Origin of the sequence: Pseudomonas frederiksbergensis (genome assembly GCF_000802155.2) — a bacterium.
GTDB classification, from domain to species: domain Bacteria; phylum Pseudomonadota; class Gammaproteobacteria; order Pseudomonadales; family Pseudomonadaceae; genus Aquipseudomonas; species Aquipseudomonas frederiksbergensis_A.
Window position 1 is genome coordinate 499129 of the sequence record NZ_JQGJ02000004.1, and the last position, 12974, is coordinate 512102.

Below are 12974 nucleotides of genomic sequence, written 5' to 3' on the forward strand. Positions count from 1 at the left end.
AAGCCTGTAACCCGCGGCTTTATAGAATCAGCAGGAGTTGCAAATGGCCAAGAAACCCCGGTCTGCCACGTTCATCAATGACCCGCTCTGGTACAAGGACGCAGTCATTTATCAGGTCCATGTCAAATCCTATTTCGACTCCAACAACGACGGGATCGGCGATTTTCCTGGGCTGATCGACAAGCTTGATTACATCGCCGACCTGGGCGTCAACACGATCTGGTTGCTGCCGTTCTACCCCTCGCCCCGGCGTGACGACGGCTATGACATCGCTGAGTACCGGGGGGTCAGCCCCGACTACGGCACCATGGCCGACGCGCGGCGTTTCATCGCCGAGGCCCATAAGCGCAACCTGCGGGTGATCACCGAGCTGGTCATCAACCACACCTCCGACCAGCACCCGTGGTTCCAGCGCGCGCGCAAGGCCAAGAAAGGTTCCAAGGCCCGGGATTTCTACGTCTGGTCCGATGACGATCACAAATACGACGGCACGCGGATCATTTTCCTCGACACCGAGAAGTCCAACTGGACCTGGGACCCGGTGGCCGGCCAATACTTCTGGCACCGCTTCTATTCGCATCAGCCAGACCTCAATTTCGACAATCCGCAGGTCATCAAGGCCGTGCTGTCGGTGATGCGCTATTGGCTCGACATGGGCATCGATGGCCTGCGCCTGGACGCAATCCCGTACCTGATCGAGCGCGACGGCACCAACAACGAGAACCTGCCCGAGACCCACGACGTCCTCAAGCTGATCCGCGCCGAAATCGACGCCAATTACCCCGACCGCATGTTGCTGGCCGAGGCCAACCAGTGGCCGGAAGATACCCAGCTTTACTTTGGCGACGGCGATGCCCAAGGCCTCAATGGCGATGAGTGCCACATGGCGTTCCACTTCCCCTTGATGCCGCGCATGTACATGGCGCTGGCCCAGGAAGACCGTTTCCCCATCACCGACATTTTGCGCCAGACGCCGGAGATCCCGGCCAACTGCCAATGGGCGATTTTCCTGCGCAACCATGATGAGCTGACCCTGGAAATGGTCACCGACAAGGAACGCGACTATCTGTGGAACTACTACGCCGCCGACCGTCGAGCGCGCATCAACCTCGGCATTCGTCGACGCCTGGCGCCGCTGATGGAGCGCGACCGCCGCCGTGTGGAGTTGCTCAACAGCCTGTTGCTGTCGATGCCCGGCACGCCGACCTTGTATTACGGCGATGAGATCGGCATGGGCGACAACATCTACCTGGGCGACCGCGATGGCGTGCGCACGCCGATGCAGTGGTCCATCGACCGCAACGGCGGTTTTTCCCGCGCCGACCCGGCCAGCCTGGTGTTGCCACCGATCATGGACCCGCTGTATGGCTATCTGTCGGTGAACGTCGAGACCCAGTCCGGTGACCCTCATTCATTGCTCAACTGGACCCGACGGATGCTGGCCGTGCGCAAGCAATCCAAGGCCTTTGGCCGGGGGACGTTGAAGATGCTGTCGCCGAGCAACCGGCGGATCCTGGCCTACACCCGCGAGTACACCGGCCCGGACGGCAAGCACGAAATCATTTTGTGCGTGGCCAACGTGTCGCGCAGCGCCCAGGCTGCCGAGCTGGATCTGTCGGCCTACGCTGGCATGGTCCCGGTGGAAATGCTCGGCGGCAATGCGTTCCCGCCCATCGGCCAGTTGAATTTCCTCCTGACCCTGGCGCCATACGGCTTCTATTGGTTCGCCCTGGCAGCGGAAAACCAGATGCCGAGCTGGCACGTCGAGCCCGCCCAGAGCCTGCCGGACTTCACCACGCTGGTGCTGAAGAAACGCCTGGAAGAATTGCTTGAAGCGCCGTCGCGCGCCACGTTGGAGCAGGGCATCCTGCCGAACTGGCTGCAGAACCGCCGCTGGTTTGCCGGCAAGGACAGCGCCATCGAGAAAGTCGACATCGTCTATGGCGTGCGTTTTGGCGATCCGCAACACCCTGTGTTGTTGAGCGAAATCGACGTCACCAGTGCTGGCCAAACCTTGCGTTATCAACTGCCGTTCGGTCTGCTGGCCGAGGATCAGGTCGGCGCCGCGCTGCCTCAGCAATTAGCTTTGTCGCGGGTGCGCCGGGGTCGCCAGGTCGGCTTGATCACCGATGCGTTCACTTTGGAAAACTTCATTCGGGCCGTGCTCCAAGGCATCCAGGCCGGCACGGTGTTGCCGTGCGCCGACGGCGAGTTGCGCTTTGAACCTACCGAGGGCCTGGCGGCGCTGAACCTGGGGGCCGAGCCCGAAGTTCGCTACCTGTCCGCCGAGCAGTCCAACAGTTCGGTGGTGGTGGGCGGCAGCCTGGTGCTCAAGTTGATCCGCAAGGTTGCGTCCGGCGTGCACCCGGAACTGGAGATGAGCGCTTACCTGACTGCGGCGGGCTTCAGCAACATCTCGCCGCTGCTGGGTTCGGTGATTCGCCGCGACGCCCAGGGCGAAGATGCCTTGCTGATGATCGCCCAGGGTTACCTGAGCAATCAGGGCGATGCCTGGGAGTGGACCCAGAACAACCTCGAACGGGCGTTGCGCGACGAGCTGGCGGATGCCGTGTCGGAGCAGGAACAGCATTACAACGCCTTGGGCGAACTGAAGGATTTCGCCGGCATGCTCGGCCAGCGTCTCGGGGAAATGCACCAGGTGCTCGCCCAGCCAACCGACAACCCGGACTTTGCGCCGCAGCCTACCAGTGCCAAGGAAGCCCAGGCCATCGGCAAGGATGTCGCCGCCCAGGTGGAAAACGCCTTGCGTCTGCTCAAGCAGAACCAGGACCAATTGAACCCTGCGGACCAGGCGATGGTCGCACGCTTGCTGGAACACAGGAAAACCGTGCTGGCCCACGTCCAGGAACTGGCCGGCAAGGCCGCCGGCGGCTTGCGCATTCGGGTACATGGCGATTTGCACTTGGGGCAGGTGTTGGTGATCAAGGGTGATGCCTACCTGATCGACTTCGAAGGCGAGCCGGCGCGACCGCTACACGAACGACGTGGCAAGCACAGCCCGTACAAGGACGTCAGCGGTGTGCTGCGCTCCTTCGACTACGCGGCGGCGATGGCGGTCCAGCTGCACACCGTCGACAGCACGGCCGATGCCGACGCGGCGCGCAAACGTGTCGCCGACCGTTATCTGGTCGAGGCTCGCCAGGCATTTGTCCAGGCATATCGGCTGGCGGCAGCTAGTCTTGCCCATGAGTGGAAGGATGCTGAAGGCGAGGACGCCGCATTGGCGTTGTTCGGCCTGGAGAAGGCGGCCTACGAAGTGGCTTATGAAGCCGAGAATCGCCCTGCCTGGCTGCCCGTGCCGCTGCACGGCCTGTACGGGTTATTGAGTGGGCTCAAACCCTTTTCCGATTTAGCCGGACCGATTTAGTGGAGAGAATCATGAGCGTCTCGAACAAGGAATCACAGGGGCAGGCCAAAGAGTCATTGCTGCCGGCCCCCCACGACATCGACGCGCTGGTGCGCGCCGAACACCACGACCCGTTTTCGATCCTGGGCCCTCATGGCGATGGGGCCGGTGGGCAATTCATCCGGGCCTACCTGCCCGGTGCGTTGAGCGTGCATGTGCTCGCCCGTGACGGCGGGGAAGAGCTGGGCGAGTTGCAGATCACCGAGACCCCGGGTTTGTTCGTCGGCCATTTCGACCGTGCCCAGCCATACCTGTTGCGCACCCGTTGGGCCGGCGGCGAGCAGGTCGCAGAGGATCCGTACAGCTTCGGCCCGCTGCTGGGGGAAATGGATCTCTACCTGTTTGCCGAAGGTAACCATCGCGACCTCAGTGCCTGCCTCGGTGCGCAACTGAAAACGGTGGACGGCGTCGATGGCGTGCGCTTCGCCGTCTGGGCGCCGAACGCACGCCGGGTTTCGGTGGTAGGTGACTTCAACGTCTGGGACGGACGCCGGCATCCGATGCGCATCCGTTATCCGTCCGGCGTGTGGGAAATATTCATCCCCAGGCTCGGGCCGGGCGAAGGGTACAAGTATGAGATCCTCGGTGCCCACGGCATCCTGCCGCTCAAGGCCGACCCGGTGGCCTTGGCCACGCAGTTGCCGCCTGACACGGCGTCCAAGGTCGCTTCGCCACTGAACATCGAATGGCATGACGACGAGTGGATGCAGAGCCGCCGTGAACGCCAGCTACCGGGCGCGCCGCTGTCGATCTACGAGCTGCACGCCGGATCCTGGCAGTGCGAGATCGACGAGGCGGGCGAAGTCTCCCGCCAATACAACTGGCATGAACTGGCTGAGCGGTTGATTCCCTACGTCAAGGATCTTGGCTTTACGCACATCGAGCTGATGCCGATCATGGAACACCCGTTCGGTGGTTCGTGGGGCTATCAACCGTTGTCGCAATTTGCCCCGACGGCGCGGTTCGGTTCGCCCGATGATTTCGCCGCCTTCGTCAACGCCTGCCATAAGGCCGACATCGGCGTGATCCTGGACTGGGTGCCCGCGCACTTTCCGACCGACACCCATGGCCTGGCCCAGTTCGACGGCACCGCGCTGTACGAATACGGTAACCCGCTGGAAGGTTTCCACCAGGATTGGGACACGCTGATCTATAACCTCGGACGCACCGAGGTCCACGGTTTCATGCTGGCGTCGGCGTTGCACTGGCTCAAGCATTTTCACGTCGACGGCCTGCGGGTGGATGCCGTGGCCTCGATGCTGTATCGCGACTATTCGCGCAAGGCCGGTGAATGGGTGCCAAACCGCCACGGCGGACGGGAGAACCTGGAAGCCATCGATTTCCTCCGGCACCTCAACGATGTGGTCGCGCTGGAAACCCCGGGCGCGCTGGTCATTGCCGAAGAGTCCACCGCCTGGCCCGGCGTCAGCCAGAGCACGCAACAGGGCGGCCTGGGTTTCGCCTACAAGTGGAACATGGGCTGGATGCACGACTCGCTGCATTACATTCAGCAGGATCCGGTGTACCGCGCCCACCACCATAACGAGTTGAGCTTTGGCCTGGTGTACGCCTGGTCCGAGCGTTTCGTGCTGCCGATTTCCCACGACGAAGTGGTCCACGGCAAGCGCTCGCTGATCGACAAGATGCCTGGAGATCGCTGGCAGAAATTCGCCAACCTGCGGGCCTATCTCAGTTTCATGTGGGGCCACCCGGGCAAGAAGTTGCTGTTCATGGGCTGCGAATTTGGCCAATGGCGCGAGTGGAACCATGACCAGCAACTGGACTGGTACCTGCTGCAATATCCCGAGCACCGGGGGGTGCAGAAACTGGTCAGCGACCTGAACCGTCTATATCGGGAAGAGCCGGCGCTGCACGACCAGGACGATGCGCCCCAAGGCTTCCAATGGCTGATTGGCGACGATGCGCTCAACAGCGTCTATGCGTGGTTGCGATGGAGCAAGGACGGTCGGCCGGTGTTGGTGGTCGCCAACTTCACACCGGTCCCGCGCGAGGCGTATCGGGTCGGCGTGCCGTTTGGCGGTCGTTGGGTGGAACTGCTCAACAGCGATGCCGACACCTACGCCGGCTCCAACTATGGCAACGGCGGCGGCGCCTCCACCGAGGCGATCCCCAGCCATGGCCAGGCACTATCGTTGGAACTGAACCTGCCGCCGCTGGCGGTGCTGATTTTGCGGCCGGAGGGTTAATAGCGAAACAGCAGCAGATGACTGTGGCGAGGGGATAAATCCCCTCGCCACAGAAGAATCGAGTTGCTGAATGCTAGCGAACCAGGCAAGGCTGCTTGTTGTTGAACGTCCAGCCCGGGATCAGATACTGCATCGCCACCGAATCGTCCCGCGCCCCGAGCCCCATGCCTTTGTACAGCTCGTGAGCCTTGGCCAACTGGTCCATGTCCAGCTCGATCCCCAGCCCCGGTTTCTTCGGCACCTGCACGCAGCCTCCCTTGATTTGCAACGGCGCCTTGGTCAGCCGTTGGCCGTCCTGCCAGATCCAATGGGTGTCGATGGCGGTGATGTCCCCCGGTGCGGCGGCCGCGACGTGGGTGAACATCGCCAGGGAAATGTCGAAGTGGTTGTTGGAGTGCGAGCCCCAGGTCAGGCCCCATTCATTGCACATCTGCGCCACGCGCACCGAACCTTGCATGGTCCAGAAATGTGGGTCGGCCAGGGGAATGTCCACGGATTGCAGCGTGATGGCGTGGCCCATCTCGCGCCAATCGGTGGCAATCATGTTGGTGGCGGTCTTGAGGCCGGTGGCGCGGCGGAACTCGGCCATCACTTCACGGCCCGAATAGCCATTCTCTGCGCCGCAAGGGTCCTCGGCGTACGCCAGCACTTTGTGCTGGTCGCGGCACAGGCGAATCGCTTCCTTGAGTGACCAGGCGCCGTTGGGGTCCAGGGTGATTCGCGCCTGGGGAAAGCGCTCGGCCAGCGCCGTCACGGCTTCGATTTCCTCGTCGCCCTTGAGCACGCCACCCTTGAGCTTGAAGTCCTGGAAACCGTAATGCGCGTGGGCCGCTTCGGCCAGGCGCACCACGGCGTCGGCATCCAGGGCTTTTTCATGACGGACGCGGAACCAGTCATTATCGGCGTCCGGTTCGCTGCGGTAGGGCAGGTCGGTCTGCTGGCGATCACCAACATAGAACAGATAGCCGAGCATCTTCACTTCGTCGCGCTGCTGGCCTTCGCCGAGCAGGGCCGCGACCGGGACATCCAGGTGCTGCCCGAGCAGATCCAGCAACGCAGCTTCGAGGCCGGTGACGGCGTGGATGGTGATGCGCAAGTCGAAGGTCTGCAGACCTCGGCCGCCGGCATCCCGGTCGGCGAAAGCCTGGCGCACGCTGTTGAGGATTTTCTGGTAGGTGCCGATGGGGCTGCCGACCACCAGCGAGCGAGCGTCTTCCAGGGTCTGGCGAATACGCTCGCCGCCGGGCACTTCGCCGACGCCGGTGTGCCCAGCGTTGTCCTTGAGGATAACGATGTTGCGGGTGAAGAACGGACCATGGGCACCGCTGAGGTTCAGCAGCATGCCGTCGTGGCCGGCCACCGGGACGACTTGCATGCTGGTGATGATCGGGGCTTTGCTGGTTTCTGGCGTAGTCATCGTGTATGGAATCCTTGAGTTATTGTTTTTATGCGCGGTATTGGGCAGGTGTCGATGTTGATAGACATCATACAAGTCGATTTTTTTGTCTGACAAGCTGTTTTTGAGTTCGATTGGATTGGTTGTTGAAGCTTTTTATGCCCTATTTATAGCGCTGTTCGCCGTTATCGAAGGGTTTTTACAGGGCTTCTGAGTTTGGGAAGACCTGCCATATTTGCCCAGGCTCAGCGTTAGATAAAGGTCAATCTTGCGTGTTGTCATACAAGTTGAGAGTGTTCCGAGGAGTACTTGCAACGCCGCCAGTGATAGGATCGACAAGCCTGTCTTCAAGGAAGCCCGCCCGATGCAGCAAGACACAGAAGCGCCCCTGCGCAAGCGCACCCACAACCTGGCCCATGACCTGGTGGCGAAGTTGAGCCAGAGCATTTTGCTGGGGCAGTTGAAGCCGGGGCAGAAACTGCCGTCCGAAGGCGCCATCGTGCGCGAGCACGGGGTCAGCCGCACGGTGGTGCGCGAGGCGATTTCCAAATTGCAGGCTTCGGGGCTGGTTGAGACCCGTCATGGCATTGGCACTTTTGTGCTGGAGCAGACCGGGGAGCCGGGGTTGCGGCTCAACGTTGATACCGCGGCGGGCGTCCGGGCAATCCTGGAGTTGCGCCTTGGCCTGGAGGCCCAGGCGGCGGCACTGGCCGCCCAGCGTCGCAGCGAGCGACAGTTGCAACAGATGCGCGAGGCCCTGGATGACTATCAGCAGTTGCTCAGCAGCAATGACAGTTGCGTCGAGGCTGACCGGCGTTTCCACCTGTTGATCGCCGAAGCCACGGATAACACCTGTTTTGTCGAAATCATGCAGCACCTGGGCAGCGCGATGATTCCACGTACGCGGGTGAACTTGGCCGAACGTGGCCAGGCGGACCTGGGCAGGCTCGCCCAGTTTGCCAACCTGGAACACGAAGCGATTTTCAACGCCATCAAGCGCCAGGACCCCGACGCCGCCCGCGCGGCGATGTGGCTGCATCTGACCAACAGCCGTGACCGCTTTGGTGCGGGGGGCTGAAGAACTATCCAATGCCCTTGGCATTAAAAAAAACTCTGGCCAGGGGATCTGGCTGTTCAGGCTGACGGAGCAAACTCAAGGCATAAAAAAACCGGCGCAACCAAAGCCGCGCCGGTGGTGGTGCCGATGGTTGCGCGAATATCGTGGGTCCGCGCCGCCACCGTCGTGCCTGTTGTCGGTTACGCCCGTTCCAATGCGAGGGCCACGCCTTGGCCGCCGCCGATGCACAGGGTCGCGAGGCCCTTCTTGGCGTCGCGCTTGATCATTTCATGCAGCAGCGTCACCAGCACCCGGCAGCCCGAAGCACCGATCGGGTGGCCCAGGGCGATGGCGCCACCGTTGACGTTGACCTTGTCCATGTCCCATTCCAGTTCCTTGGCCACGGCCAGGGACTGGGCGGCAAACGCTTCGTTGGCTTCGATCAGGTCCAATTGGTCCAGCGACCAGCCGGCCTTGTCCAGGCAGCGGCGAGTGGCCGAGACCGGGCCGATGCCCATGATCGCCGGGTCGACGCCAGCATTGGCGTAGGCACTGATTTTCGCCAGAACCGGCAACCCCAGCGCCTTGGCTTTTTGCGCACTCATCAGGATCACGGCGGCGGCGCCATCGTTCAGCGACGAGGCGTTACCCGCCGTGACGCTGCCGTCTTTCTTGAACGCCGGCTTGAGCTTGCCCAGGGATTCGGCGGTGGTGCCGGCGCGTGGCTGTTCGTCGGTGGCGAAGGCCACCGGGTCGCCCTTGCGCTGGGGAATCAGGATCGGCGTGATTTCATCGGCGAAGCGGCCGCCCTCGATGGCGGCGACGGCTTTCTGCTGGGACGCGGCGGCAAAGGCGTCTTGCGCCTCGCGGCTGATACCGTACTTGTCCACCAGGTTCTCGGCGGTAATGCCCATGTGGTAATCGTTGAATGCATCCCACAAGCCATCGGTGATCATGCTGTCGATCATTTTTGCGTGGCCCATGCGCAGGCCGGTACGGGCGGCCGGCAAGACGTAGGGGGCCAGGCTCATGTTTTCCATGCCGCCGGCAATGATCACGTCGGCATCGCCGCAGCGGATCGCCTGGGCGCCCAGGTGCAACGCCTTGAGGCCCGAGCCGCAGACCTTGTTCAAGGTCAGCGCCGGCACCGCGTGGGGCAGGCCGGCGAGGATTGACGCCTGGCGCGCCGGGTTCTGCCCGGAGCCTGCGGTCAGCACCTGGCCGAGAATCACCTCATCGACTTGCTCGCCCGACAGGCCGGTCTGTTCCAGCAGCCGACGAATCACCGCGGCACCGAGCTCCGGCGCGGGAATGGAAGCCAGCGAACCCTGGAAGCTGCCGATGGCGGTGCGGGTTGCGGCGACAATCACGACTTCTTGCATCGAATTTCTCCTCACTGGGCAGCGAACTGCATTTCAGGGACGTGGTCCGGCACGATCAGTTTGCCGGCGGTCTTGGCGACGATTTCCTCGACGCTGACGCCGGGGGCACGTTCCTTGAGAATAAAGGCGCCGTCCTGGATTTCCAGGTAGGCCAGGTCCGTCAGCACGCGCTTGATGCAGCCGGCGCCTGTCAGCGGCAGGCTGCAACGGGGCAGCAGTTTCGATTCGCCGTCCTTGGACGCATGGGTCATGGTGACGATGATGTTCTCGGCACCCGCCACCAGGTCCATCGCGCCGCCCATGCCCTTGACGAGCTTGCCGGGGATCATCCACGAGGCGATGTTGCCTTCGACGTCCACTTCGAACGCGCCGAGCACCGTCAGGTCGATATGGCCGCCACGGATCATGGCGAAGGATTCGGCCGAGGAAAAGATCGAAGCGCCGATGCGCGCGGTGACCGTCTGCTTGCCGGCATTGATCATGTCGGCGTCGACTTCCGCTTCGGTGGGAAACGCGCCCATGCCGAGCAGGCCGTTTTCCGATTGCAGCATGACTTCCATGCCTTCGGGGATGTAGTTGGCAACCAGGGTCGGAATGCCGATACCGAGGTTCACGTAGTAGCCGTCTTGCATTTCGCGGGCGACGCGCTGAGCCATTTGTTCGCGGGAAAGTGCCATGGTGTCATTCCTTCATTCGGGCCGGGGGCAGGGGATCACTTACGGACGGTGCGCTGTTCGATGCGCTTTTCGAACGTGCCGCAAATGACCCGGTCGACGTAGATGCCGGGGGTATGGATCTGTGCCGGGTCCAGCTCGCCGGGTTCGACGATTTCTTCGACTTCCACCACGGTGATCTTGCCCGCGGTGGCCGCCAGCGGGTTGAAGTTCTGGGCGGTGTGACGATAGATCACGTTGCCGAAATGGTCGGCTTTCCAGCCTTTGACGATGGCGAAGTCACCGGTAATGGATTCTTCCATCAGGTACTGGCGGCCATGGAATTCGCGCACCTCCTTGCCTTCGGCCACGGGGGTACCGACGCCGGTAGCGGTGAAAAAGGCCGGGATGCCTGCGCCGCCCGCGCGCATCTTTTCCGCGAGGGTGCCTTGGGGCGTGAGCACGACTTCGATTTCGCCGCTCAGCAGTTGCTGTTCGAAGAGGGCGTTTTCACCCACGTAGGAAGCCACCACCTTGCGGATCTGGCGGTCCACCAGCAGCACGCCGAGGCCGAAGCCGTCTACGCCGCAGTTGTTGGAGACCACGGTCAGGTCACGGGTGCCCTTGCGCTTGATCTCGGCGATCAGGTTTTCCGGAATGCCGCACAGACCGAAGCCGCCGGCGATGATGGTCATGCCGTCCTTCAAGCCGTCCAGCGCTTCTTCGTAAGAATTCACGCGTTTGTCGAAACCTGCCATAGACACCTCTTTTATTCTTGAATGGGGTCGCAATGAAATGCAGTGTTGCGCCAAGTCATATATTTGTTAAGTTGATTTTTAGATTTGATTGATTGATAAAACTCAACAATTGCCCTTGGAGCGCAGCGACCATGACCCTCAAGCAAATCCGTGCGTTCCTGGCCGTGGCCCAGAGCCTTAGCTTCGCCGTGGCCTGCGAGCGGCTGCATCTCTCCCAGTCGGCCCTGAGCTTGACGATCAAAGCCCTGGAAGAAGGGCTCGGTGGTCGCCTGTTCAGCCGCAACACGCGCAACGTGGCGTTGACGCCCGAAGGCGAATCATTACTTCCACTGGCCCGTCGGCTGGTGGCCGACTGGGACAACGCCGAAGACGAAATGCGCCAGCGCTTCACCTTGCAGCGTGGCCGCGTGACGCTGGCCGCGATGCCATCTTTCGCCGGCAACCTGTTGCCGCCGATCCTCAAGACCTTCCGCGCGCGCTTCCCGAATGTCAACGTCACGGTCAACGATGTGATCAACGAGCAGGTGCTGGAAATGGTCCGCGATCGTCATGTGGAACTGGGCGTGGCGTTCGAGCCCATGCAGGGCTCGTCATTGGCGTTCACGCCGTTGTACCTCGATCGTTTTGTCGCGGTGGTGCCCCTGGATTCGCCACTGGCCCAGCGCGACGAAGTCCAATGGCAGACCCTGCTGGAGCAGCCGTTCATCACCCTGCAACGGCCCTCTACCGTGCGGGTGATGCTCGAGGAACATCTGCAAGCGCGAGGCATGAAATTGCCGGTGGAATTCGAGAGTCATCAACTGGCGACCGTCGGGCGAATGGTTGCCAGCGGCCTCGGCGTGAGCGCCGTACCGGCCTTGTGTGTCGGCCAGATGCACGAACTGGGCGCCCGCTGCATCACCCTCGGCGATCCGGTGATCGAACGGGCCATCGGCGTGCTGACCAAGCCGGGCTACGAGTTGTCGGCGGCGGCCCAGGCGTTGTTCGATACGTTCAGGGATCAGGATATCGGGACCCAGTTGATCGTGGGGTGACCACCGGGCCCGCAGATCAAAAGCTGGACGGGGCGGCCTTGAAGCCGACCTGTTTCCTTGGTGATCGCGTTCCCACAGGGGATGGCTGTGCGCTTCAGATCAGCAGCGGTAGCAATTCTTCACACGGCACTTGCACCTTCAAATCCAGCAACTCATCAGCCCGGGTCTTGCCCCGGTTGATCGCCAGCAGCGGCTTGCCCTGATCCTTGATTGCCCGACAGAGGCGAAAGGCCGAATACGCCATCAACGAAGAACCCACCACCAACAGCCCATCCGCTTGTTCTACGGCTTGCATGGCGCGGGACGCTGTGGGGGCGGCGACGTTTTCTCCGAAAAAAACCACATCGGGTTTCAGCCGCTCGCCATTGCAATGAGGGCAACGGGGGATCTGGAAGCGCGCCTCGAATGCCGGATCCAGCAACGTATCGCCGTCCGGGGCTTGTACCGCGTCGACGCCGGCCAGGTAAGGATTCTGCGTTTCCATCATGAGTTGGATTTGCTGGCGGTCGCTCCGCTGGCTGCAATCCAGGCACAGCACTCGATGCAGGCTGCCATGTAGCTCGATGACCTGGCGGCTTCCGGCCTGGTCATGCAAGGCATCGACATTCTGGGTGATCAGCCCGCTGATGCGCTCCGCCACTTGCAATGCCGCGAGGGCCTCATGAGCCAGGTTCGGGCGGGCCTGGCGCAGGCGTGGCCAGCCGAGCATGGCTCGCGCCCAGTAGCGCCTCCGGGCCTCGGGCTTGGCGAGGAATTCCTGGTACATCATCGGTTGCCGGCCCCGTCGAACGCCGTCGCTATCACGGTAATCGGGGATACCGGATGGCGTACTGATGCCCGCGCCGGTCAGCACCAGGAAACGGCGCCCGGCCAGGTATTCCTGCAGTTGTTCGATCGGTTCACGGTGAAGATCGTCGGGCATTGCTGTGCTCCGCTGGCTAGGAGTCGTTGAGGTTAGCATCGTCCTCTCGGTACGCCTTTCGTCGCTCTGCGGCGCTGTTTATTCAAACTTTCCCGGTGCGGGGAACATCCACCTTATGTGCGGTATTTCAGAGCTCTC

The 12974-nt window shown here is 62.2% G+C and carries 9 protein-coding genes; 4 read left to right on the forward strand and 5 right to left on the reverse strand.

Annotated features, from left to right (window positions below):
• Window positions 1-43: 43 nt before the first annotated feature.
• Both treS and glgB read left to right on the forward strand, forming a co-directional pair.
• Window positions 44-3388, forward strand: coding sequence for a maltose alpha-D-glucosyltransferase (treS, locus tag JZ00_RS10860; RefSeq protein WP_039589216.1), 3345 nt, complete (start codon window positions 44-46; stop codon window positions 3386-3388).
• An 11-nt stretch (window positions 3389-3399) separates the two neighbouring features.
• Window positions 3400-5634: a 1,4-alpha-glucan branching protein GlgB gene (gene glgB, locus JZ00_RS10865; RefSeq protein WP_039589217.1), complete on the forward strand. Its 2235-nt coding sequence runs from the start codon at window positions 3400-3402 to the stop codon at window positions 5632-5634.
• Window positions 5635-5707: 73 nt separating this feature from the next.
• Here glgB and gudD read toward each other — a convergent pair whose 3' ends face one another.
• On the reverse strand, window positions 5708-7051 hold the full coding sequence (gene gudD / locus JZ00_RS10870; protein ID WP_039589218.1) for a glucarate dehydratase: 1344 nt from the start codon (window positions 7049-7051) through the stop codon (window positions 5708-5710).
• A gap of 343 nt (window positions 7052-7394) precedes the next feature.
• Here gudD and JZ00_RS10875 point away from each other — a divergent pair, with 343 nt between their 5' ends.
• Window positions 7395-8108, forward strand: a complete 714-nt coding sequence (locus JZ00_RS10875; RefSeq protein WP_039589219.1) for a FadR/GntR family transcriptional regulator — start codon at window positions 7395-7397, stop codon at window positions 8106-8108.
• A 179-nt stretch (window positions 8109-8287) separates the two neighbouring features.
• On the opposite strand, the gene JZ00_RS10880 is transcribed toward JZ00_RS10875, so the two are convergent.
• The 3 genes from JZ00_RS10880 to JZ00_RS10890 are packed head-to-tail and all read right to left on the reverse strand — an operon-like array spanning window position 8288 to window position 10880.
• Window positions 8288-9469, reverse strand: a complete 1182-nt coding sequence (locus tag JZ00_RS10880) for an acetyl-CoA C-acetyltransferase (RefSeq protein WP_039589220.1) — start codon at window positions 9467-9469, stop codon at window positions 8288-8290.
• Window positions 9470-9480: 11 nt separating this feature from the next.
• On the reverse strand, window positions 9481-10146 hold the full coding sequence (locus tag JZ00_RS10885; protein WP_003180355.1) for a CoA transferase subunit B: 666 nt from the start codon (window positions 10144-10146) through the stop codon (window positions 9481-9483).
• 35 nt (window positions 10147-10181) lie between these two features.
• On the reverse strand, window positions 10182-10880 hold the full coding sequence (locus JZ00_RS10890; protein ID WP_039589221.1) for a CoA transferase subunit A: 699 nt from the start codon (window positions 10878-10880) through the stop codon (window positions 10182-10184).
• Window positions 10881-11011: 131 nt separating this feature from the next.
• Here JZ00_RS10890 and JZ00_RS10895 point away from each other — a divergent pair, with 131 nt between their 5' ends.
• Window positions 11012-11914 carry a LysR family transcriptional regulator gene (locus JZ00_RS10895; RefSeq protein ID WP_039589222.1) on the forward strand — a complete coding sequence of 301 codons (903 nt, stop codon included), beginning with the start codon at window positions 11012-11014 and terminating at the stop codon, window positions 11912-11914.
• Between the two features lie 94 nt (window positions 11915-12008).
• On the opposite strand, the gene JZ00_RS10900 is transcribed toward JZ00_RS10895, so the two are convergent.
• The gene (locus JZ00_RS10900) at window positions 12009-12836 is read right to left on the reverse strand and encodes an NAD-dependent protein deacetylase (protein WP_039589223.1); all 828 of its coding nucleotides are present in this window, start codon (window positions 12834-12836) and stop codon (window positions 12009-12011) included.
• Window positions 12837-12974 lie beyond the last annotated feature (138 nt).

Bases quoted from the DNA above. Each gene is read 5' to 3' on its own strand.
- JZ00_RS10890 (WP_039589221.1), bottom strand. From the start codon at position 10,880: ATGGCAGGTTTCGACAAACGCGTGAATTCTTACGAAGAAGCGCTGGAC.
- JZ00_RS10875 (WP_039589219.1), top strand. From the start codon at position 7,395: ATGCAGCAAGACACAGAAGCGCCCCTGCGCAAGCGCACCCACAACCTG.
- JZ00_RS10900 (WP_039589223.1), bottom strand. From the start codon at position 12,836: ATGCCCGACGATCTTCACCGTGAACCGATCGAACAACTGCAGGAATAC.
- glgB (WP_039589217.1), top strand. From the start codon at position 3,400: ATGAGCGTCTCGAACAAGGAATCACAGGGGCAGGCCAAAGAGTCATTG.
- JZ00_RS10895 (WP_039589222.1), top strand. From the start codon at position 11,012: ATGACCCTCAAGCAAATCCGTGCGTTCCTGGCCGTGGCCCAGAGCCTT.
- JZ00_RS10885 (WP_003180355.1), bottom strand. From the start codon at position 10,146: ATGGCACTTTCCCGCGAACAAATGGCTCAGCGCGTCGCCCGCGAAATG.
- JZ00_RS10880 (WP_039589220.1), bottom strand. From the start codon at position 9,469: ATGCAAGAAGTCGTGATTGTCGCCGCAACCCGCACCGCCATCGGCAGC.
- gudD (WP_039589218.1), bottom strand. From the start codon at position 7,051: ATGACTACGCCAGAAACCAGCAAAGCCCCGATCATCACCAGCATGCAA.
- treS (WP_039589216.1), top strand. From the start codon at position 44: ATGGCCAAGAAACCCCGGTCTGCCACGTTCATCAATGACCCGCTCTGG.